The 19,836-nt window shown below is 75.0% G+C and carries 24 protein-coding genes and 2 tRNA genes; 10 read left to right on the top strand and 16 right to left on the bottom strand.

Translation table 11 applies throughout. The annotated features are described in order from the left end of the window. Positions 1-95 precede the first annotated feature (95 nt). Positions 96-716, top strand: coding sequence for an XRE family transcriptional regulator (locus VKZ81_RS23250; protein ID WP_324243769.1), 621 nt, complete (start codon positions 96-98; stop codon positions 714-716). Here the strand turns inward: VKZ81_RS23250 and VKZ81_RS23255 are convergent. The 6 genes from VKZ81_RS23255 to VKZ81_RS23280 form a co-directional block, all read right to left on the bottom strand. Continuing rightward, complete coding sequence (locus VKZ81_RS23255) at positions 713-1,276, bottom strand: hypothetical protein (protein WP_324243770.1); 564 nt, start codon at positions 1,274-1,276, stop codon at positions 713-715. The genes VKZ81_RS23250 and VKZ81_RS23255 overlap by 4 nt on opposite strands. A 1,236-nt stretch (positions 1,277-2,512) precedes the next feature. Then, positions 2,513-2,585, bottom strand: a tRNA-Ala gene (locus VKZ81_RS23260). 40 nt (positions 2,586-2,625) lie between these two features. Beyond that, a complete protein-coding gene (locus VKZ81_RS23265; RefSeq protein WP_324243771.1) occupies positions 2,626-3,612 on the bottom strand; it encodes a SepX/GlpR family protein in 987 nt (328 codons plus the stop codon). Positions 3,613-3,743: 131 nt separating this feature from the next. Continuing rightward, the gene (locus VKZ81_RS23270; RefSeq protein ID WP_324243772.1) at positions 3,744-4,430 is read right to left on the bottom strand and encodes a GNAT family N-acetyltransferase; all 687 of its coding nucleotides are present in this window, start codon (positions 4,428-4,430) and stop codon (positions 3,744-3,746) included. A gap of 8 nt (positions 4,431-4,438) precedes the next feature. Further along, a complete protein-coding gene (glp, locus tag VKZ81_RS23275; RefSeq protein WP_324243773.1) occupies positions 4,439-5,665 on the bottom strand; it encodes a molybdotransferase-like divisome protein Glp in 1,227 nt (408 codons plus the stop codon). 7 nt (positions 5,666-5,672) lie between these two features. After that, on the bottom strand, positions 5,673-6,572 hold the full coding sequence (locus VKZ81_RS23280) for a UTP--glucose-1-phosphate uridylyltransferase (RefSeq protein ID WP_324243774.1): 900 nt from the start codon (positions 6,570-6,572) through the stop codon (positions 5,673-5,675). A 36-nt stretch (positions 6,573-6,608) separates the two neighbouring features. Here VKZ81_RS23280 and VKZ81_RS23285 point away from each other — a divergent pair, with 36 nt between their 5' ends. The 4 genes from VKZ81_RS23285 to mscL all read left to right on the top strand — a co-directional run bounded on the left by VKZ81_RS23285 (position 6,609) and on the right by mscL (position 8,759). Beyond that, complete coding sequence (locus tag VKZ81_RS23285) at positions 6,609-7,214, top strand: 5-formyltetrahydrofolate cyclo-ligase (protein ID WP_324243775.1); 606 nt, start codon at positions 6,609-6,611, stop codon at positions 7,212-7,214. Between the two features lie 68 nt (positions 7,215-7,282). Continuing rightward, positions 7,283-7,618 carry an FmdB family zinc ribbon protein gene (locus VKZ81_RS23290; protein WP_324243776.1) on the top strand — a complete coding sequence of 112 codons (336 nt, stop codon included), beginning with the start codon at positions 7,283-7,285 and terminating at the stop codon, positions 7,616-7,618. A gap of 81 nt (positions 7,619-7,699) precedes the next feature. Beyond that, a complete protein-coding gene (locus VKZ81_RS23295) occupies positions 7,700-8,335 on the top strand; it encodes an SAF domain-containing protein (protein WP_324243777.1) in 636 nt (211 codons plus the stop codon). A gap of 1 nt (position 8,336) precedes the next feature. Then, positions 8,337-8,759: a large-conductance mechanosensitive channel protein MscL gene (gene mscL / locus VKZ81_RS23300; protein WP_324243778.1), complete on the top strand. Its 423-nt coding sequence runs from the start codon at positions 8,337-8,339 to the stop codon at positions 8,757-8,759. Between the two features lie 6 nt (positions 8,760-8,765). On the opposite strand, the gene VKZ81_RS23305 is transcribed toward mscL, so the two are convergent. Continuing rightward, positions 8,766-8,924 (bottom strand): hypothetical protein, encoded by a 159-nt coding sequence (locus VKZ81_RS23305; protein ID WP_324243779.1) that lies wholly within the window; start codon positions 8,922-8,924, stop codon positions 8,766-8,768. Between the two features lie 34 nt (positions 8,925-8,958). Between VKZ81_RS23305 and VKZ81_RS23310 the strand changes: the two genes are divergently transcribed. Beyond that, complete coding sequence (locus VKZ81_RS23310; RefSeq protein ID WP_324243780.1) at positions 8,959-9,252, top strand: hypothetical protein; 294 nt, start codon at positions 8,959-8,961, stop codon at positions 9,250-9,252. 6 nt (positions 9,253-9,258) lie between these two features. Here the strand turns inward: VKZ81_RS23310 and VKZ81_RS23315 are convergent, their stop codons facing one another. From VKZ81_RS23315 to VKZ81_RS23330, 4 genes are all read right to left on the bottom strand, one after another. After that, complete coding sequence (locus tag VKZ81_RS23315) at positions 9,259-9,747, bottom strand: MogA/MoaB family molybdenum cofactor biosynthesis protein (protein WP_414709453.1); 489 nt, start codon at positions 9,745-9,747, stop codon at positions 9,259-9,261. A 238-nt stretch (positions 9,748-9,985) separates the two neighbouring features. Further along, complete coding sequence (locus tag VKZ81_RS23320; protein ID WP_324243782.1) at positions 9,986-11,440, bottom strand: S1C family serine protease; 1,455 nt, start codon at positions 11,438-11,440, stop codon at positions 9,986-9,988. A 77-nt stretch (positions 11,441-11,517) separates the two neighbouring features. Next, a complete protein-coding gene (locus tag VKZ81_RS23325; protein WP_324243783.1) occupies positions 11,518-12,945 on the bottom strand; it encodes a sensor histidine kinase in 1,428 nt (475 codons plus the stop codon). After that, a complete protein-coding gene (locus tag VKZ81_RS23330; protein ID WP_324243784.1) occupies positions 12,942-13,640 on the bottom strand; it encodes a response regulator transcription factor in 699 nt (232 codons plus the stop codon). The genes VKZ81_RS23325 and VKZ81_RS23330 overlap by 4 nt, the downstream gene beginning before the upstream one ends. Positions 13,641-13,897: 257 nt before the next feature. On the opposite strand from VKZ81_RS23330, the gene srmL reads away from it, so the two are divergent. Further along, complete coding sequence (srmL, locus tag VKZ81_RS23335) at positions 13,898-15,037, top strand: PheS-related mystery ligase SrmL (RefSeq protein ID WP_324243785.1); 1,140 nt, start codon at positions 13,898-13,900, stop codon at positions 15,035-15,037. 44 nt (positions 15,038-15,081) lie between these two features. On the opposite strand, the gene VKZ81_RS23340 is transcribed toward srmL, so the two are convergent. After that, positions 15,082-15,405: an antibiotic biosynthesis monooxygenase family protein gene (locus tag VKZ81_RS23340; protein ID WP_324243786.1), complete on the bottom strand. Its 324-nt coding sequence runs from the start codon at positions 15,403-15,405 to the stop codon at positions 15,082-15,084. A gap of 97 nt (positions 15,406-15,502) precedes the next feature. Further along, a complete protein-coding gene (locus tag VKZ81_RS23345; RefSeq protein ID WP_324243787.1) occupies positions 15,503-16,225 on the bottom strand; it encodes an SIR2 family NAD-dependent protein deacylase in 723 nt (240 codons plus the stop codon). 94 nt (positions 16,226-16,319) lie between these two features. Here VKZ81_RS23345 and VKZ81_RS23350 point away from each other — a divergent pair. After that, a tRNA-Arg gene (locus VKZ81_RS23350) sits at positions 16,320-16,392 on the top strand. 44 nt (positions 16,393-16,436) lie between these two features. Here VKZ81_RS23350 and VKZ81_RS35210 read toward each other — a convergent pair. Then, complete coding sequence (locus VKZ81_RS35210; RefSeq protein ID WP_414709450.1) at positions 16,437-16,913, bottom strand: DUF2510 domain-containing protein; 477 nt, start codon at positions 16,911-16,913, stop codon at positions 16,437-16,439. On the opposite strand from VKZ81_RS35210, the gene VKZ81_RS23355 reads away from it, so the two are divergent. After that, positions 16,858-17,349, top strand: coding sequence for a GNAT family N-acetyltransferase (locus tag VKZ81_RS23355; RefSeq protein WP_324243788.1), 492 nt, complete (start codon positions 16,858-16,860; stop codon positions 17,347-17,349). The genes VKZ81_RS35210 and VKZ81_RS23355 overlap by 56 nt on opposite strands. A gap of 6 nt (positions 17,350-17,355) precedes the next feature. On the opposite strand, the gene VKZ81_RS23360 is transcribed toward VKZ81_RS23355, so the two are convergent. Continuing rightward, positions 17,356-18,519, bottom strand: a complete 1,164-nt coding sequence (locus tag VKZ81_RS23360; protein ID WP_324243789.1) for an epoxide hydrolase family protein — start codon at positions 18,517-18,519, stop codon at positions 17,356-17,358. A gap of 102 nt (positions 18,520-18,621) precedes the next feature. Here VKZ81_RS23360 and VKZ81_RS23365 point away from each other — a divergent pair, with 102 nt between their 5' ends. Next, positions 18,622-19,197 carry a CGNR zinc finger domain-containing protein gene (locus VKZ81_RS23365; RefSeq protein WP_324243790.1) on the top strand — a complete coding sequence of 192 codons (576 nt, stop codon included), beginning with the start codon at positions 18,622-18,624 and terminating at the stop codon, positions 19,195-19,197. A 9-nt stretch (positions 19,198-19,206) separates the two neighbouring features. On the opposite strand, the gene VKZ81_RS23370 is transcribed toward VKZ81_RS23365, so the two are convergent. After that, positions 19,207-19,821, bottom strand: a complete 615-nt coding sequence (locus VKZ81_RS23370; protein ID WP_324243791.1) for a hypothetical protein — start codon at positions 19,819-19,821, stop codon at positions 19,207-19,209. Positions 19,822-19,836 lie beyond the last annotated feature (15 nt).

The following is a 19,836-nucleotide window of genomic DNA, read 5'->3' on the forward strand; positions in this document are numbered from 1 at the left end:
ACAGACCGAACTGCAAAGAACAGCGAACTTGACGCTAGCCGACGCCGAGCGGGAAGTACAACCAAATATCCGCCGGGGTCCGACAGAATGTCCTCATGCAGTCCCCTGAGGACGTCGCCCAGGCGGTGGGCCGGAACGTGCGCGCGCTGCGCCAGCAGCGGCGGATGACGATCGACGCGCTGGCCTCCGCGGCGGGGGTGAGCCGCGGCACCGTGATCCAGATCGAGACGGCGCGCGGCAACCCGAGCATCGCCACGCTGACGGCGCTGGCGGCGGCGCTGCGGGTGGGTGTGGCCTCGTTGGTCGAGGACGCGTCCGAGCCGCACGTGACCGTCCGCCGCGCGCACGAGGCCGCGACGCTGTGGAGCAGCGCAGCGGGCAGCACGGCGGTGTTCCGGATCGGCACCGACCCGCCGGACGTGGTGGAGCTGTGGGACTGGACGCTGCAGCCGGGGGACGGCTTCGACGGAGAGGCCCACCCGATGGGCACCCAGGAGGTGCTGGGGGTCCTCTCGGGCCGGCTCGGCCTGCGGGTGGGGGCGAGCGAGCACGAGCTCGACGCCGGCGACACGGTGATCTTCGAGGCGCACGCCCCGCACCGCTACTCGGGCATCGGCGACGGTCCGGTGCGGTTCGTGATGGTGGTGCTGCAGCCGGGTGACGCCGGCATGGTGCCGCCGACGAGCATCGCGGAGGCGGAGTTCCCGCTGTCCTAGCAGGTGTCGGGGCGCAGGGTGCGGTAGACGGGATCGACCTCGAGGGTGACCGCCTCGACCTCGGAGCGGTAGACGCACGGGCCGGTGCGCACCTCGACGGTGTCGGCGTCGACGAAGCGGACGTCCGACGGCGCGGGCCCGGCCTCGACGCCCTGGTAGACGACGGCCTCCTGTTCGAACAGGCCGGTGCCGGAGCGGACGACGACGGCGTACACGGGGCGCGCGGGTGTCGGCGCCGCCGCGACGACGACGAGCCGCCGCCCGCCGTCGGCGACCTCGGTGATGGTGTGGTTCTCGACGCTCACCTGCGCGGCGAGCACCACGATCGCCACCCAGCCGAGCACGGCGATCCCGCCGATGCCGAGCACGACGAGCCGCAGCGCCCCGCGCACGAGCACCGCGAACGCGGCGGTGCCGAGGATGACGGCGAGCAGCACGGCGGTGGCGGTGAACCAGCGGATGTGGCGCAGGTGGAACGGGTCGGCGACGGCGAGCGCGGCGAACCCGACGGCGAGCACGGCGCAGGCGGCGAGGACGACGGCACCGCGGAGTCTGCGCACGGACGCATCCTGCCTTGCGGAGCCGCCCGCCGCAGACCCGGTCTGGGCGGCTTGCCGCCAGCTCAGCGCATCGTGCGGGGGCCGCCCCTCGCGGCGGGCCGCGGCCCGCCGCGTGGGCGGCGCCACCAGCAGGCGGTTGGGCCATCGAGTTCCGCGGAACCCGGCGATCGTGCACACCTCGGCAGCGCGGTGCCCACCGGCGGCGCTGTGCCACGGGTGCCGGAAGGCGTGCAACGGAGCCCGCTGGTGCGCCTCGGCTTCCGCGTGATCGGACTGCCGCCCGCCCCGGGGGATGCTGCACCCGGCTGCGGCCCCTACGGGCAGGTGTTCGCGGGCAGGCGAGGGGCCCGCCCGGTATGGCGCGCGGCGCCACCAGCAGGCGGCTGTGTCGTCGAGTTCCGCGGAACCCGAGAGGGCCGTGCCCAGCTCGAGGGCAAGGGTGGCCCCGTGCACGGAGACCGAGGAGGCACGCACGGCGAGCACGCGTTCGGTGGGCCCGCTGGTCGCGCCGCGCTGGTGCCGGGCGACCCTCCGACAGGACATCGCGGGCGGCCCGGGAACCCCCGGCGCAGAGCCTCTCGTGGAGCGGCGGCAGACGCAGGGCGGCACCCCACGAGCCACCCCGGCAAAGGACCGCTGGAATCGCCACCGAACCACAGGAGACGGGGGTCCGGGGGCGCCGCCCCCGGCTGGAGCCTGGGGGCCCGGCCCCAGAGGAAACGCGACACGCGAGCCGACGAGCCCCGCCACAGCCGGGCGAGCACCCACCTCCGAAAGCCATCCGCCCCAGCCAGCCGAGCAGGCAGCCCTCGACCCGCCCGAAGCCAGCAGACCCGAGGCGATGACCAACGAGCCGACCCCGAAACCGACCGTCGAACTCACCACCGGACCACAGAAGACAGGGGCCCGGGGGCGCCGCCCCCGCCTGGAGTCTGGGGGCCCGGCCCCAGAGGAAACGCGACACGCCAGCCGGCGAGCCCCGCCACAGCCGGGCGAGCACCCGCCCCCGAAAGCCACCCGGCCCAGCCAGCCCTGAACCCGCCGGAAGCCAGCAGAGTCGAGACGGAGACCAACAGGCCGACCCGGAAACCGATCGTTGAACTCGCCACCGGACCACAGGAGACGGGGTCCGGTGGCGCTGCCCCCGGCTGGGGTCTGGGGGCTCGGCCCCCAGAAAGAACGCGACACGCGAGCCGGCGAGCCAGCCGCAGGCGGGCGAGCAGCCGCCCCCGAGAGTGGAGCTGAGGGGAATCGAACCCCTGACCTACTCGATGCGAACGAGTCGCGCTACCAACTGCGCCACAGCCCCGTTGTCCGGTGTGCCGGACGGGAACGACCTTAGCAGGGTCTCATTCGCCGGCTGCACGCCGGTATCCCGGTTGGGCCGGGCCGTCGAGATCGTAGAGGTCGGGGTCCTCTTCGTCGGCCTCGACGAGCGAGGTCCCGGCGGGGAGGGCGGGCGGCGGGGCGGGGCGCAGGCGCGGGAGGGCGGGCTCGGGTTCGGGCTCGTCCTCCGGCTCGTCGCGATCGCGGGCGCGTCCGGGCTCGTCGTCGGCGTCCGCCTCGTCGTCGTGGTCGGGGCGGTCCTGCTCGTACCGGTCGTCCTCGTAGTCGTCGTCGTAACGGTCGTCGTCGTACCGGTCGTGGTACCGGTCGTCGTCGTACTCGTCGCCGCGGTCGTCGGCTCGGTAGCGGTTGTCGCGGCGGGTGAGTTCGCGGCCGCGGCGGGCCCACTCGTCGAGTTCGGGGTCGTCGGCGGCGGACGGGCGGCGGGTGCCCGCCATGCGCGCGGCCCGGCGTTGCCGGATGGCCTCCTCGAGGCGGACCTGGCGGCGCAGGTAGGCGAGGTAGGCGACGAGGGCGAGGTCGACGGCGCCGTGCGCCCACCACACCCCGGGGATGGCGAAGGCGGCGACGACGCCGGTGACGAGCGCCAGGATGAGCATGGTGAGCACGACCCGCTGGCGGAAGGCGTAGCGCCTGCGCGCGGCGAGCGCGGCGGCTTCGGGGTCGAACCCGCCGCGGCCGGGGCGGTAGCGCGGCCGCGGGGGCTCCCATCCGCGGTCGTCGTGGTCCGGGACCGTGCGGGGGCTCACGTCCTCGGCGCGGTCGTCGTCGACGTGCTCTGGGGCCCGGCCCGTCTCGTCGTCCATCCCGTACACCTCCCGCTCGCGGCCCGTGGCCTGCCCCGGTGTCCGGCGCGGCCGGTCGAGCACCCGCCCGGACAGGGCTGCGACGCTCGGTCGTGCCACTTCCTGCCGGCGTCGTGCGACGGCGGGGACGAGGATCAGCAGCCAGAGCACGACCAGGCTCGCGAAGATCATCGAGCTCGGCACGGCTGCCTCCTACCCCTCCCCCGCGGCGCAGTGAGGAGCGACCCGGTTTCCCCGGCCAAGATCGCTCCCGCGGCCAACGGTAGTGAGCACCACCGGGTGAGCCGGGGAACGACGCGCCGTCGGGTGGAGGTTCACCCCGACGTCGGCGTGGTGTGGACGCGTTCGGCCCGGCCGGCCGCGATGAGGCGTCCGGTGAGGCCGCCGGGGCGGACCTCGTCGGCGGTGAGCGCATAGCAGGCGTGGTCGCGCCAGTCGCCGTCGACGTCGAGGTAGCGGCGGAAGAGGCCCTCCTCGCGGAACCCGAGCTTCTCGAGCACGCGCAGGCTCGCGGTGTTCTCCGGGCGGACCGTCGCCTCGACGCGGTGCAGCCCGACTCGGGTGAAGCAGTGGTCGACGACGAGGGCGACGGCGGCGGTGGTGATGCCCCGGCCGGAGACGGTGGAGTCGACCCAGTAGCCGACGTAGGCCGACAGCAGCGGTTCGCGCACGACGTTGCCGACCATGACGTGGCCGACGAAGCGGTCGTCGAGGGTCACGGCGAACGGCAGCGCCGTCCCGCGCCTGCCGGCCGCGCGCAGCTGCAGCCAGCGGCCGGGCCACTCGCCGGGGGAGTTCCGTTCGACCCAACTGCCGGGCATGGTCGGTTCCCACGGGGCGAGGTACCGCTCATCGCGGATCCGGATCGCCGACCACGCCGCGCCGTCGCGGAGCCGGACCGGCCGCAGCGCGACGACACCCGCGCGCACGCGCAGCGGGCCGAGCCGGGCGGGCCACCCGGGGTGGCGGGCGGAGTACCGGCCCGGGTACGCGTGCGCCACGGTGTCCCCTACTGGGGGCTGGGCAGGAACGCCACGGTGACCGGTTCGTCCACGGTGGCCTCGGTGAGGTCCTCGGGGAGGATGATCAGCCCGTTGGCCTCGCCGATGGACGACAGCAGGTGCGTGCCGGAGGTGCCGAGCGGCTGCACGAGGTAATCGCCGGTGGCCTGCTCGCGCAGCAGCCGTCCGCGCACGTAGCCGCGCCTGCCCTTGACCGACGTCACGGGCGAGGTGAGCCGGGCGGTGACCGTCCGCCGGTACGGGTCGGTGCGCCCGAGGGCGAGGCGCACGAGCGGGCGGACCATCACCTCGAACAGCAGCAGCGCGGTGGCCGGGTAGGACGGGAAGAGGAACGTCGGCACCGCGTCGGGTCCGAGCCGGCCGAACGCCTGGGTGGAACCGGGGTGCATGGCGACGCGGGTGGCGTCGATGTCGCCGAGGCCGGCGAGCGCGGACTGGATCTCGGCGCCCGCGCTGCCGCCGACGGCGCCGCAGACCACGATCACGTCGCTGAACGGGAGCCGGTCCTGCAGCGCCGCGCACACCTCGCGGGCGTCGCCGCGGACGAGCCCGGCCCGCGACGTCTCGGCGCCCGCCTCCCGGGCGGCCGCGGTGAGGGCGTGCGAGCAGACGTCGGTGATCTGGCCCGCGCCCGGGGTGCGGGCGAGCTCGACGAGCTCGTCGCCGACCGAGATCACCGACACGCGGGGCTTCGGGTGCACGAGCACCTTGTCCCGCCCCGCTGCGGCGAGCATGGCCACCTGGGCGGCGCCGATGACGGTGTCGCGGCGCACGGCGACGTCGCCCGGCTGCACGTCCTCGCCGATCCGCCGCACGAACGCAGCGGACGGCACGCTCTCGTGCACCTCGAGGCGGGCGGTGCCGCCGTCGGTGTTCGCGATGGGGATGACGGCGTCGGCGAGCGTGGGCAGCGGCGCCCCCGCCGCCACGCGCACCGCCTGGCCCGGCTGCAGCCGGAGCGGCTGGCGGGAACCGGCCGGGATCTCACCGACGACCGGGAGGGTCACCGGCTCGGCGGGAGTCGCCCCCACGACGTCGACGCTGCGCACGGCGTAGCCGTCGATGGCCGCCTGGTCGAACCCGGGCAGCGGGCGCGCGGAGACGACCTCCTCGGCGCAGCGCAGTCCGTGCGCATCCGAGATCGCGACCCGCACCGGCGCGGGGCGGACCGCCGCGGACAGGATCCGCTCGAGCTGCTCGTCGACCGTGCGCACGGCGTCCTCAACCGTTCAGTCGGGCGGCCAGCCAGGCACGCAGGTCGGGGCCGATCTCCGGGTCGTCGAGCGCGAAGTCGACGACGGCGCGGATGTAGCCGGCCGGGTTGCCGAGGTCGTGGCGGCCACCGCGGTGCACGACCACGTGGACCGGGTGCCCCTCGCGGATCATCAGCGCGATGGCGTCGGTGAGCTGCAGCTCGCCGCCCGCACCCGGCTCGATGCGGTCGAGCGCGTCGAACACGGCCCGGTCGAGCAGGTAGCGCCCGGCGGCGGCGAACGTCGAGGGCGCCTCGTCGGGTGCCGGTTTCTCGACCATGCCGTGCACCCGTTTGACGTCCTCGTCGTCGGTGTCCTCGACCTCGAAGACGCCGTAGGCCGAGATCTCCTCGCGCGGCACGTCGAACGCGCAGAGCACGCTGCCGCCGTGGCGGTCGCGCACCTCGGCCATCCGGTTCAGGACGCCGGTGGGCAGCACGAGGTCGTCGGGGAGCAGCACCGCGAACGCCTGCTCGTCGGGGCCGATCGCGTCGCGCGCGCACCCCACCGCGTGGCCGAGCCCGCGCGGCTCGTCCTGGGTGACGGTGCGCACGTCGATCAGCTCGTGGGCGCGGCGCACCTTGGCGACGAGGTCCTGCTTGCCCCGCGCGGCGAGCTCCTTCTCCAGCTCGGAGGAGTCGGCGAAGTACGCGGCCACCGCGTCCTTGCCGGGCGAGCTGACGATCAGCAGCTGCTCGGCCCCGGCGTCCGCGGCCTCGGCCGCCACGAGCTCGATCCCCGGTGTGTCGACGACCGGGAGCAGCTCCTTCGGCACGGCCTTGGTGGTCGGCAGGAAACGCGTGCCCAGACCGGCGGCCGGAACCACGGCGGAGCGGAACGGGCTCTTTCCGGGCGCGGCTTCGCTCATGGCTCGCGAGCCTAACGGCGCAAGTAGGGTCGATGCGTGACGGGACGCGCCGTTCTCGCCGAGAAGACACGCTTGCGTACCGCTCTCGTGGCTGCTCGGAAGGCCATTCCGGCCGAGGAGCGGGCGGCCCGCGCCGCGGCGCTCGCCGCCGCGGCCGTGGATCTCGCCGCCACGACGGGCGGCCCGGTGTGCGCGTACCTGCCGGTGGGGTCGGAGCCGGGGTCGCCCGAGCTCGTGGCAGCCCTGCACCGCGCCGGGCACCAGGTGCTGCTGCCGGTGGTGCCGCCGGAACAGGGTCCGCTCGACTGGGCCGCCTACACCGGACCCGACTCGCTCGCCGCCGGCCCGCTCGGGCTGCGCGAGCCCACCGGGCCGCGCCTCGGCCCGGACGCCGTCTCCCGCGCCCGGCTCGTGCTGGTGCCGGGGCTCGCCGTGGACCGCGCCGGCGCGCGGCTCGGCCGCGGCGGCGGCTACTACGACCGCACCCTGCCGCTCGTGAGGCCGGGCACCCCGGTCGTCGTGGTGCTGAACGACGAGGAACTGCTGGACCGGCTGCCCGCCGAGCCGCACGACCGACCCGTGACGGGCGCCCTGCTCCCGGGAGCGGGCCTCGTCACGCTGGGGAACATCCGGGAGGGGTGACCGGTTATTCTTGGCACTCAAAGCGTTCGAGTGCCAAAGCTCGATCGCGTGTGCCTCCGGAGGGACACGTGCCGACCTACCAGTACGCCTGCACCGCCTGCGACCACCGCTTCGAGGCCGTGCAGTCCTTCACCGACTCCGCCCTGACCGAGTGCCCGGCTTGCTCCGGCAACCTGCGCAAGGTCTTCTCCTCGGTCGGGATCGTGTTCAAGGGCAGCGGCTTCTACCGCACCGACAGCCGCTCCGGTGGTGGCGGGGTTCCGGCCAAGGGCGACAACGGCAAGAGCGACTCCGGCTCGTCCGACTCGAGCTCGTCCAGCAACGGCTCGAAGGACAGCTCCTCGAGCTCCTCGAGCTCCTCGAGCTCCTCGTCCAGCTCCTCCACCGCGGCCGCCGCGTCCTGATCCATCCACATCGCACTCGATCCATCCACAGGTTCGGCAACGCCGCCCCGGTGACGTCGCCACCGACCTAGCGTCGGTCGCATGACCGACCCCCGGCTCGCACCCCGGCCGCTGTCGCGGCTCGGGGCGCTCGTCATCGGCCAGGGCTGGCGCCGGATCGTGCTGCTGCGGCGGACCGCGGCCGGAGCGCTCGCAGCGCTCGCACTGGTGCTCGCGCTCGCGCCCGGCGGCGACGCGAACGGCGTGCCGGTGGTCGTGGCCGCGGTGGACGTCGCGGCTGGAGCCACCCTGCGCCCGGCCGACCTCGCGGTGCGCCGCTGGCCCGCCGAGCTGGTGCCCGCCGGGTCGCTGCCCGATCCGGGCGCCGCGGAGGGGCGCGTGCTGGTCGGGGCGGCGCGGGCGGGCGAGCCGATCACCGACACCCGGCTGGCGGGGGCCACGGCGGGCGTTCCGCCCGGTGCCGCCGCCGTCCCCGTCCGGCTGGCCGACCCCGGCGCCGCGGCGCTGCTCCAGCCGGGCAGCCGGGTCGACGTCGTGACGGTCGGCGGGGAGACCGGCGAGCCCGTCGTCCTCGCCGCGGCGGCGTCCGTGCTCGCGGTGCTCCCGCCCGAAGCGCCGTCGTCGGGCCGGTTGGTGCTGGTCGCGCTGCCGTCGGCGATCGCCGCCCGGGTGGCCGCTGCGTCACTCACCGAACAGGTCGCCGTTACGCTCCGCTAGCGTGTTCAAGGGTTTCAAGGACTTCATCCTGCGCGGCAACGTCGTCGACCTGGCCGTCGCGGTCGTCATCGGGGCGGCGTTCGGCAGCATCGTCACGTCGTTCACCGAGCGCATCCTCCAGCCGCTGATCAACGCGGTGACCCCGCCGGAGAGCCCCGGGTTCGGCATCCAGATCGTGCCCGGGAAGGACAGCACCTACATCGACGTCGCGTCGGTGATCTCGGCGGTGATCAACTTCCTGATCGTGGCCGCCGTCGTCTACTTCCTGATCGTGCTACCGCTCAACCACCTCAAGGAGCGGCGCAAGCGCGGCGAGGAGGCGGGCCCGAGCGAGCCCACCGACATCGAGCTGCTCACCGAGATCCGCGACCTGCTGCGCGCCCAGCAGTCGGGCGCCCAGCAGACGGGGACGCGCCGGCCCTGACCCCGGTCAGCCCCGGTCGTGGTGCGGCGGTCGGTTCTCCATGAGCTCGGCGTCGCTCCCGCGCCGATCGGGCCGGTCGTCGCGCTCGTCGGAGGTCGTGTCGGGCAGCACCTCGCCGAACACCTCGTCGAGGCGGCGGCGCACCGCATCGGGCAGCTGGTCCACCCCACCATCGTGCACCGGTGCCACCATTGGCGGTATGGGACTCACGGACAGGGCCAAGGAGCTCGCCGACGTCGCGCTGCAGAAGGCGGGTGAGCTGTCGGAGGTGGCGCGCGAGAAGGCGCCCGGCTACCTCGACCGTGCGGCCGATCTCGCCGTGAAGGCGGCCGACGTCGCCGCGACCAAGGTCGACCACGTCACCGGTGGCCGGTTCCACGACAAGATCGAGGAGGTCACGGCGAAGGTCGGGGAGTCGCTGGACCGGCCGCGCCAGACCGACTCCCCCACGGTGGTCGTCGAGCCGGACGAGCCGCGGAACGCCTCGAACTGACCCGCCTCAGTCGATCCCGGACAGCTCCGAGATCACGTGCGAGACGAGCGGGGTCAGCGTGGCCATGCCGTCGCGCACGGCGGCGCGGGACGGGGCGAGGTTGACCACGAGGGTGCTGCCCGAGACGCCGACGAGCCCGCGCGACAGCCCGGCGTCCACGGCCCCCGCGGCGAGGCCGGAGGCGCGGATGGCCTCGGCGATGCCGGGGATCGGACGGTCGAGCACGCCCGCGGTCGCATCGGCCGTGACGTCGCGCGGGGACACCCCGGTGCCGCCGACCGTGACGACGAGGTCGACCCCGCCGATCACGGCGGTGTTGAGCGCGTTGCGGATCGCCACCGGGTCGCCCGGCACGACGACGACGCCGTCGACGACGAGGCGCGCCTCCTCGAGCAGCTCGGTGACCAGCGGACCGATGGAGTCCTCGCGTTCCCCGTGACTGACCCGGTCGTCCACGACCACCACGAGGGCTCGACCGATCTGGGGTGGCGCCATCTCCATGGCGCTCAACTTAGCGGTGTCACCCCGGGTCCACGCTCACCCGGTCCGGCGAACGCCGGGTCGCGCCGGCGCTGGGAGGGGGAACCGGCGCCGACGCGACGGGCGCCCCGGCGTGGGGCACCAACGCCGGGACAACGAAACGAGACCAGAAGGTCACGATCGCGTCAACCGCTGGCCACGACGATCCACCGGTGGTGCGAAGCCCCCGCCCGGCGCGAGCCCCGCGAGCGGTCTAGTTCGGCGCGGCGGTGAGGGTGGCCGTCACCGTGCGGTCGGCGAGCTGGACCTCGACCACCTCGCCGGGCGCCCGGGACCCCACGGCGGCCTGCAGATCGGTGCCCGTGGTGATCCGCTGGTCGCCGAAGCGGAGCACGATGTCGCCCTCGCGGATGCCCGCCTGCTCGGCGGCGCCGCCCGGGGTGACGCCCTTGATGATCGCGCCCGCCCGCTGCGGGTCGTCGGTGACCGTCACACCGAGCACGGCGCGGGAGGCGCGCCCGGTGCGCTCGAGCTCCTCGGCGACGCGCCGGGCCTGGTTGATGGGGATCGAGAAGCCGACGCCGATCGACCCGCCCTGGGCGCCGGTGGTGGCGATGGCGGAGTTGATGCCGATGACGCGGCCGTCCATGTCGACGAGCGGCCCGCCGGAGTTGCCCGGGTTGATCGCGGCGTCGGTCTGCAGGGCGTTGAGCACGGTCGGGGTGTTGGCCCCGGACTCCGCGCCGACGTTCACGGCCCGGTCCACCGCGCTGATGATGCCGGTGGTGACCGTGCCGCCGAGCCCGAGCGGGGCGCCGAAGGCGACCACCTGCTGGCCCACCCGCACCGACTCGGAGTTGCCGAGCTCGACCGGCACGAGCCCGGACACGTTCTGCGCCCGGAGCACCGCGAGGTCGGAGCTCGGGTCCCGGCCGACGATCTGGGCCGGGGCGCTGGACCCGTCGTGGAACACGGCGGTGACGGTGCCGCCCTGAGCGGCCTCCTCCACGACGTGGTTGTTGGTGAGCAGCAGCCCGTCCGGGCTCAGGACCATCGCCGAGCCCTCCCCGGACGCGGCGGGCCCCTCGACCCGCAGCTGCACGACACTCGGCAGGACGCGGGCCGCGACGGCCTCCACGGGGGTGGTGGGCGCGCTGGCCTGGTCGACCGACGGCAGCGGGAGGTCGAGCACCCCGCTCGACCCGGTGCGGCCGCCGCCCGCGAGTGAGTTGCCGACGACCCCGCCGATCACCCCCGCCAGCACGACCGCGGCCAGCGCGAGCGCGATGAACGGGCCCCGCCGGGGCGCCGTCGCCGCGGGCGCCGCCTGGGGGTAGGGCCCGGACGGCGCACCGTACGCCGGGACGTGGGGCTGGTGGTACGGGTTGGCGTAGGCCTGCGGGTCCGCCTGCTGGGCGCCGTACCAGCCCCCGTTCGCGGCCTGTCCCGGCTGGACGCCGTAGCTCGGCCAGCCGCCGCCCCAGGTGGGCGCGGTGGGGTACGCCCCGTGCTCCGGCAGGCCGCCGGCCCGCCCCTGCCACCCGTTGGGCGGGGGCATCTCCGCGGTGGTCGAGGCGCCGTCCCGGTCCTGCGTGCCGTCGGCGATGGCCCACCCGGGCCGCTGGTCCGACTGGTCACCGGGGTTGCGCGGCACCCCCTCGTCCGGCCCTCCCGCGGGCTCGTCGTGGTGGGAGGGGTGGTTCGCCATGCCATCACCGAATTCGCGTCAGGGGACGTGCGCACCCAGCCTAGCGACGACCGGGCGGGAAGTTCCGATCTTCCGGGTCAGGCCGACAGTCTGCGCCCCGGGAGCCGCATCGCGAGCAGCGCCCCGCCCTCGGGCGCCCGGCCCGCCCACACCGCACCGCCGTGGCGCACCGCCACCTGCCGGACGATCGCGAGCCCGAGGCCGGAACCGGGCATCGTGCGCGAGCTCGCCGCGCGGTAGAAGCGCTCGAACACGAACGGCAGGTCCTCGTCGGCGATGCCCGGCCCGGCGTCGGCGACCTCGAGCACCACCCACCAGTCGTCCAGCGGCCGCATCTGCACGCGCACCCGACCGCCGGGCGGGCTCCACTTCGCCGCGTTGTCGAGCAGGTTGAGCACGGCGCGTTCGAGCGCCGTCGCGTCGCCGGTGAGCGTCCACGGGACGAGGATCGGGTCGAACTCGACGTCGCCCGCGCGCCTGCGGGCCCGCTCCAGCGCCCGCATCACCACATCGGTGAGCTCGACCGGCTCGTGCACGACCATCGGGGCGTCCTCGCGGGCCAGCTCGACGAGGTCGCCCACGAGCGTCGACAGCTCGGCGACCTGGGCCTGGACGTCCTCGAGGATCTCGGCGCGCTCGGACTCCGGCAGGTCCCGCGCCCCCGGTTTGCTGGCGGCGGCGAGCAGCTCGAGGTTCGTGCGCATCGAGGTCAGCGGGGTGCGCAGCTCGTGGCCCGCGTCCGCGACGAGGCGCCGCTGCTGTTCCTGCGAGGCCGCGAGCGCACCGAGCATCTCGTTGAAGCTCGCGGTCAGCCGCGCGAGCTCGTCGGACCCCTCCACGGGGATCGGGCGCAGGTCACCGGTGGCCGTCACGCGTTCGGTCGCAGCGGTGAGGCGGTCGACGGGGCGCAGCCCGGCGCGGGCGACGGCCACGCCCGCGATCGCGGCGACCACCACGCCGAGCCCGCCGACCACCGGCATCGCCACGCCGAGCTTCGTGAGCACCTGCTGGGTGGCGTCGAGCCGCTGGGCGATCACGAGCGCCTGCCCCGGCCCGGCCTGGACGGCCACCACCCGGTACGGCACGCCGCCCTCGGTGGCCGTGCGGGTCGAGGAGCTCTCCCGGCCCCGCGCGACCTCCAGCTCGTCCTCGCCCAGCGGCGGGGCGGACGCGGCCCCCTCCGCCGAGATCGCCGGCCCGTTCGCGAGCAGCAGCGCCAGGCGGATGTCGCCCGCGCCGAGGACCTCGGTCGGGATGGTGGCGAGCACCTCCGGTTCGCCCAGCTCGCTCTGGGCGGCGGAGGTGGCGCGCTGCAGGAGGTTGGCGTCGAGCGTCTGCATGATGTTGACGCGGACGGTGACGAACGCGGCCGCCGACACCAGGACCACCGCCAGCGCCGCGACGAGCGCCGCGAGCACGCCGACGCGGGTGCGCAGGGAGAGCTGGTCGAACGCCACCAGCCGGGACGGCCTCCCCTGCGGCTGCGGGGCGGCGGGCCAGGTCACGGCGGTGTGTCGCGCAGGACGTACCCGACGCCGCGCACGGTGTGGATCAGTCGCGGCTCCCCGCCTGCCTCGGTCTTGCGCCGCAGGTAGCCGATGTAGACCTCCAGCGCGTTGCCGGTGGTCGGGAAGTCGTAGCCCCAGACCTGCTCCAGGATCTGGGTGCGGCTGAGCACGCGCCGCGGGTTGGCCAGGAGCAGCTCCAGCAGCGTGAACTCGGTGCGGGTGAGGCTGATCCGGCGGTCCCCGCGGCGGACCTCGCGCGTCTCGGGGTCCAGCGTGAGGTCGGCGAACTGCAGCGGCCTGCTCTGGCCGCCCGCCCCCGAGCCGTCGTCCGTCGTCCGCCTGCGCAGCAGGGCCCGCAGCCGGGCGAGCAGCTCCTCGAGGGCGAACGGCTTGGGCAGGTAGTCATCGGCGCCCGCATCGAGCCCGGCGACGCGGTCGGAGACGGCGTCCCGCGCGGTGAGCACGAGGATCGGCAGCTCGTCGCCCGCGGCGCGCATCCGGCGGCACACCTCGAGCCCGTCCACCCGCGGCATCATCACGTCGAGGACCATCGCGTCCGGGCGCCGCTCGAGCACGGCGTCCAGGGCCGCCTGGCCGTCGCCGGCGAGCTCGACCTCGTAGCCGTTGAAGGCGAGGGAGCGGCGCAGCGACTCCCGGACGGACCGGTCGTCGTCCACGACGAGAATGCGCATGCGGCCAGTGTGGACGCGCGATCTGAGACGCGCCTGAGAGGCCCCTGTGGCGCTGCCAACGTTCCCCACCGGGGTGACCAGGTAATTCGGCGGCGCCCTCGCCCCGCCCCGCGCTACCGTTCCCGCATGGCGAGCGTGCGGCGATTTCCGCGCCCCCGGCCGCGGTGCGGCCGCGCGGGCGTCGCTTGCGCCTGATCCCGCGCGGCCGGGCGGCCGGGGATGAGCCCACCCGTCGTCGCCTCCCGTGAGGAATCGCCGTGTCCGCCACCACCCTCTCCCCCGACCGCGTCACCGCCGCGCTGGCGCTGCGGGACCTGTCCGACCCGGCGCAGGGGACGCACGCCGTCGGGCTACTGCTCGAGGCCGTCGTCGAGGCGCTCGCCGCCCGCTGGGGCTGCGCCGTGCGGGTGCTGCGCGCGTCGCCGTGCGTCAGCGTCGAGGACAACTACGACCGCCTCGGCTACCCGCCGTCCGCGATCACCCGCGACGCCCGCTACTCGCGCTACCTCTCCGACACCGTGGTGCTGCGCAGCCACACGACGGCCGGGGTCCCGCCCGCGCTGCGCGCGCTCGCGAAGGAGCCCGACCCGCCCGCCGACCTGCTGCTCGTGCTGCCCGGCCTGGTGTACCGCCGCGACGTCATCGACCGCCTGCACGTCGGCGAGCCGCACCAGGTCGACCTCTGGCGCATCAGCGAGGGCGAGGTCGACCTGGACGAGATGGTCCGCGTGCTCGTCGACGCGGTGCTGCCCGGGGCGCGGTGGCGCGCCGTGCCCGCGCAGCACCCCTACACCGAGCAGGGCCGCCAGGTGGACGTCCGCGTCGGCGACGACTGGGTCGAGCTCGCCGAGTGCGGGCTCGCCGCGCCGCACGTGCTGGAAGCGGCCGGGCTGGACCCGGCCCGCCGGCGCGGGCTCGCGCTGGGCATGGGGCTCGACCGCGCCGTGATGCTGCGCAAGGGGGTGCCCGACATCCGCCTGCTGCGGGCGACCGACCCGAGGATCGCCGAGCAGATGCGCGACCTCGCGCCGTGGCGACCGGTCTCGACGCTGCCGCCCGTCCGGCGCGACCTGTCGATCGTCGTCGCGGCCGCCGTCGACGACGAGCTCCTCGGCGACCGCGCCCGCAGCGCGCTGGGGCCCGACGCCGACGTGTTGGAGAGCCTCTCCGTGGAGACCCGCACGCCCCACGAGCGGCTCCCCGCGCCCGCCCGCGCGCGGCTGGGCACCGAGCCCGGCCAGGAGAACGTGCTGCTGCGGCTGGTCCTGCGCCCGCTGGACCGGACCCTCACCGACGCCGAGGCCAACGAGGTGCGCGACCGCGTCTACGCCGCGCTGCACGAGGGCCCGCACCACGAGTGGGCCTGCGCCGCCGGACGACGGGCTGGGCCGGCGTGAGGCCGTTCCCGGGTGCCGCCTTGTGCGGGGCTGGCAGGAGGCGGTCAGGACGGCTGGGGGCGGCGGTCGACCACCTCGTGGTGGGCGGCGCGCTCGTCGAACCGGGACAGCACCGCCCTCGCCGGAGCAGGGACGTGGCTGACCGCGTAGTCCTCGCCGGTGAACGCCTTGATCGACTCGAGGTCGTCGAACCACATCATGGTCACGAACTCCACCTCGTCGTCGTGCGCGCGGCGCAACAGGTCGATGTGCCGGAACCCCGGGATCCGCATCGCCTCGATGCCGGGGATCACCTCGCCCCTGACGACCGACTCGTAGGCGTCGGCGTTCTCGGGGGTGGTCCAGCCGTGCCAGATCCGACAGATCATCCGCAGACCGTCCTCCAGGACTCGGGTGCCTCGGGCAGCAGACGCTATGCGCCACCCCCGACATCCCGGCGCCACCCGGACCGCGAACGGGGTCCCGCTACGCCGCCCACTCGGTCAGCACGTTCTGCGCGTCGCCCACGACGCGGGCGTGGAAGGCGGGGTCGACCGGCCCGTCCGGGTGCAGGTCGATGTTCACGCAGAACGCACCCGCCGCGCGGGCCATCGGCGCGAGCCACGACGCGGGCGCCACCCGGCCGGACGTGCCGATCGCGAGGAACAGGTCGCAGGCCGAGACCAGCCGCCGCGCCGCACCGAGCGCCCCGGTGTCGAGCATCTCCCCGAACAGGACCACGGCCGGCCGCGCGGGCTCGGTGCATTGCGCGCACCCCGGCGGGTCGCCGGCCCGGGCCTCGTCGGCGGGCCCGATCCAGCCGCAGAACGCGTCGTCGAGGCAGCGGGCGAGGCCCGCCGAGCCGTGCAGCTCCACCACGTCGACCGACCCCGCGGCCTGGTGCAGCCCGTCGACGTTCTGCGTGATCACCGACGCCCCGACGGTCGCGAGCGCCCGGTGGGCCGGCGTCGGGCCCGCGGCCGCCGCCGTCTTCCACATGCCGCCCCAGACCTCCCAGAGCGCGTCGACGTTGCCGGGCAGCAGGTGCGCGTGCATGGCGCGCTCGACCTCCGGCGCGAGCGTCCAGCGCCCGTCCGGGCCGCGGAACGTCCCGAGTCCGGCCGCCACGCTGATCCCCGCCCCGGTGAGCGCGCAGATCCGGGTGAACCGCTCCCGCGGGGCGACCTCGGCGAGGCTCTCGACGTCCACGTGTCCTCCCTCCGACTCGCCGATCCTCACACTCGTGCGCCGCCGGCGCCCGGCCCGGGCTGCGCGGCCGGTCACGGCTAGTATCGGTCCGCAAGCCCTCGTAGCTCAGGGGATAGAGCACCGCTCTCCTAAAGCGGGTGTCGCTGGTTCGAATCCAGCCGGGGGCACGCAGACGGGTGGCGACGCAGGACGTTCGCCGGCCCGGCGGCTTTCACCGGACCGCCGTGGTCTGCGGTGTCCAGATCGACCCGTCCCACCACCGCAGACCCGGCCCGCTCGGATCCGGATACCAACCGGGAGGCGGAAGCGGCTGCCCGGACGACGTCGACGACGCACCGGCCGCGTCGTTCCTCGGCCCACTCGTTGCCCGTCGATGCGCCTCTTCAGAACGTGACGCTCCGAGGCAGGTACCGTCCGCCTGGGGGACCGACCACAGCTCGGAGATCAAGACGGAGCCGTTACCGGTGGGCGACCCACCGTGACGTCGACGTCGATCGTGCTTGGCACACACGACGACCGAGGGCCGCAGCCGTACCAGCGCCGGCGCGGTCGCGTGTCGGTTCGACGCGAACGGCCGGCGGGGTCCAGGATCTCGTGGAATGGGCACCGCAGAGGGCGGATCACGTAGCGCGTTGACCACGCCCCGGTTGGTGCTGCGCGAGATGACCGGCGCCGACCTCGACGACATGGCCGCGCTGCTGGGCGACCCGGACGTGATGCGCTACTACCCCGCCGCCAGGACCCGGGACGAGGCGCGGGCGTGGATCGCCTGGAACCAGCGGCTCTACCACGAGCGCGGGTTCGGGCTGTGGGCGGTCGTCGTCCGCGAGTCCGGCGAGTTCGCGGGCGACTGCGGGCTCACCCCGCAGCGGGTGGACGGCGTGGACGAGATCGAGGTGGGCTACCACATCCGCGCCGACCTGCAGGGCAACGGCTACGCCACCGAGGCGGCCGCCGCCTGCCGCGACTTCGCCCGCGACGTCCTCGGTGTCCGCCGCCTGATCGCGATCATCGACCCCGCCAACGCACCCTCGCAGCGGGTCGCGGTCAAGATCGGGCTGGAGCGGGAGAAGACCGCCACCGTCCTCGGCGGGGAGCGGGTCGTCCACGCCGGGGCCCTCTGACCGCGCCTACGCCGCGGCCAGCACCGCCCCCAGGCCCTCCCGCAGGTCGGCGACGAACGAGTCGGGGACCTCCAGCGACGGGAAGTGCCCGCCCGCGTCGGCCGTGCGCCACCGGACGATCCGCCGGTACCGCTCCTGCGCCCACGGCCGCGGGCACTTCTCGACGTCGCGCGGGTACGTGGTGATCGCGGACGGGACGTCGACGCGCAGGTCGGGGTCGAGCGAGTCGTGGCTCTCGAAGTAGATGCGGGCGGCCGACGCGCCGGTGCGGGTCAGCCAGTACAGGGTGACGTCGTCGAGCACCCGGTCCCGCGGGATCCGCTCGAACGGGCTGTCGTCGGTGTCGGACCAGTCCGCGAACTTGTCGAGCAGCCACGCGAGCAGCCCGACCGGGGAGTCGACGAGCGAGTAGCCGATGGTCTGCGGCCGGGTCGCCTGCTGCTTGGCGTACGCGGCGCGGTGGCCCCAGAAGTGGCGGGTCTCCTCCGCCCACCGGCGCTCGTCCTCGGTCAACCCGTCGGTGGACAACCCGGGCGGCCCCTGGGCGAACGTCGAGTGGATGCCGATGACGTGCGAGCCGAACCGGCCGCCGAGGACCGTGGTGATGTTGCCGCCCCAGTCGCCGCCGTGCGCGAGGAACCTCGGGTAGCCGAGCCGCCCCATCAGCTCCACCCACGCCGCCGCGATCTTCTCCGTCCCCCAGCCCGTGGTGGCCGGCTTGTCGCTGTAGCCGAAGCCCGGCAGCGAGGGGACGACGACGTGGAACGCGGGCGCGGCGGGATCGCGCGGCTCCGCCAGTTCGTCCACCACGTCGACGAACTCGGCGACGCTGCCCGGCCAACCGTGGGTCACGACCAGCGGAACCGCGTCCGGGCGCGGCGAGCGCCGGTGCAGGAAGTGGATCCCCAGGCCGTCGATCGTCGTGCGGAACTGGCCGATCGCGGCGAGCCGGTCCTCGAACCACCGCCAGTCGTAGCCGGTGCGCCAGTGGTCGACGACCTCGACGAGGTCGGCGAGCGGGACACCTTGGTCCCACCGGTCGCGGCCGGCGCGCTCGACCGTCTCGGGCTCCGGGAGCCGGGCCGCCGCCAGCCGGGCGCGCAGGTCGTCGAGTTCGGCATCGGTGGCGCGGGCGGCGAACGCCTGCACGTCGCGGGCTGGACGGGACATGGCACCTCCTGGCCGTCGCGGAGCCGACCCACCGTCGATGTGAACCGGCTAAGCCGGTTCTACACGCCATCGCGGGCAAAGGCAACCGGCTAAGGTGGTTCCATGAGCGAGAGGTTCCCCGAGTTCCGGCTCGGCACCGTGCTGGCGACGAGCTTCACGGGGACCCTGTCGGAGCGGTACGGCACCGCCGTGGAGCGGATCCCGACGCCGCATCGGCTCGTCGACTGGCTCGCCGAGTACGGCCTCGACGTCGACTCCTGCACGCCCGCCCAGCTCGACCGCGCCCGGGAGCTGAGGGAGGCGATCCACGCCGCCGGGACGGCCGCCGCGACCGGCGAGCCGCTGCCCGCGCCGGCCGTCGAGCTCATCAACGACTGCAGCGTGGACGGCCGGGCCGCGGCCGTCCTGACCCCCGACGGCGCCCGGCGCTGGCGGCTCAGCTCGCCCTCCCGCGTGGAGGACGCGCTGGGCGTGATCGCCGCCGACGCGATCGAGATCATCTCGGGTGAGCGGGACGGGCGGCTGGCCCTGTGCGCGTCGCCGACCTGCCGGGCCGTCTTCTTCGACACCAGCCAGAGCCGCACCCGCAGGTGGTGCGACATGAACACCTGCGGGAACCGCCAGAAGAAGGCGCGGTTCCTCGCCAACCGGCGCCGGGCCGCCGCGGCCGACCGGTGACGAGGGCCGTCACGCCTGGTCGTGCCTGCGGCGCATCTCCTCGGTGAGGTCCTCGGCCCGCCGCGCGTGCGCGTCCGGGACCGACGCCTCCAGCCGCTCGACCCGGGCGGTGATCAGGTCGAGCTGGACCGAGAGCTCCCGCGCCGCGCTCTCCGGGGGTGCCGCGGGCGCCCACGCGAACCAGGCGTCGAGGCACTCCGCGAGGTCGGCGCGGACGACCTCGGCGACCTCGGCGAGCCGCTCGGGCGCCGCCCGCCGGTCGACCTCCAGGTCGGGCACCCGGTCGAGCCGGTCGAGCAGCAGTCGCAGGGTCCGCGCGATCCGGCGCACGGCGGCCTCCGCGCCTGCCGGCAGCTCGTCGCGCTGCAGCTCGACGCGGGTGAGCTGCGCCTCGACCTCGGTGCGCAGGGCGTCGACCAGGCTCGGCTCGGCGGCGGGCGGCTCGGCCCGGGCGGACGGCGTGACCAGCGCGGCCACCGCGTAGAGCCCGGCCGCGACGAGCGGCCACGCCTGGTCGACCAGCCCGGCGAGGTGCAGCCCGGCGCCCGCGAGCGCACCCGCCAGCCCGGCGACGTTCTTCCGCGAGCGGAGGTAGCGCCGCACCGCACCCGTCCGGTCAGCCATCCCGGCGGCCCCCGC

Source organism: Pseudonocardia sp., from assembly GCF_035305885.1.
In the GTDB taxonomy this organism is placed as follows: domain Bacteria; phylum Actinomycetota; class Actinomycetes; order Mycobacteriales; family Pseudonocardiaceae; genus Pseudonocardia.

Coding starts and splice junctions, on each gene's coding strand:
- VKZ81_RS23250 (WP_324243769.1), top strand. CDS start 96: ATGCAGTCCCCTGAGGACGTCGCCCAGGCGGTGGGCCGGAACGTGCGC.
- VKZ81_RS23280 (WP_324243774.1), bottom strand. CDS start 6,572: ATGAGCGAAGCCGCGCCCGGAAAGAGCCCGTTCCGCTCCGCCGTGGTT.
- VKZ81_RS23295 (WP_324243777.1), top strand. CDS start 7,700: ATGACCGACCCCCGGCTCGCACCCCGGCCGCTGTCGCGGCTCGGGGCG.
- VKZ81_RS23310 (WP_324243780.1), top strand. CDS start 8,959: ATGGGACTCACGGACAGGGCCAAGGAGCTCGCCGACGTCGCGCTGCAG.
- VKZ81_RS23315 (WP_414709453.1), bottom strand. CDS start 9,747: ATGGCGCCACCCCAGATCGGTCGAGCCCTCGTGGTGGTCGTGGACGAC.
- VKZ81_RS23320 (WP_324243782.1), bottom strand. CDS start 11,440: ATGGCGAACCACCCCTCCCACCACGACGAGCCCGCGGGAGGGCCGGAC.
- VKZ81_RS23330 (WP_324243784.1), bottom strand. CDS start 13,640: ATGCGCATTCTCGTCGTGGACGACGACCGGTCCGTCCGGGAGTCGCTG.
- VKZ81_RS23340 (WP_324243786.1), bottom strand. CDS start 15,405: ATGATCTGTCGGATCTGGCACGGCTGGACCACCCCCGAGAACGCCGAC.
- VKZ81_RS35210 (WP_414709450.1), bottom strand. CDS start 16,913: ATGTCGTCGAGGTCGGCGCCGGTCATCTCGCGCAGCACCAACCGGGGC.
- VKZ81_RS23360 (WP_324243789.1), bottom strand. CDS start 18,519: ATGTCCCGTCCAGCCCGCGACGTGCAGGCGTTCGCCGCCCGCGCCACC.
- VKZ81_RS23365 (WP_324243790.1), top strand. CDS start 18,622: ATGAGCGAGAGGTTCCCCGAGTTCCGGCTCGGCACCGTGCTGGCGACG.
- VKZ81_RS23370 (WP_324243791.1), bottom strand. CDS start 19,821: ATGGCTGACCGGACGGGTGCGGTGCGGCGCTACCTCCGCTCGCGGAAG.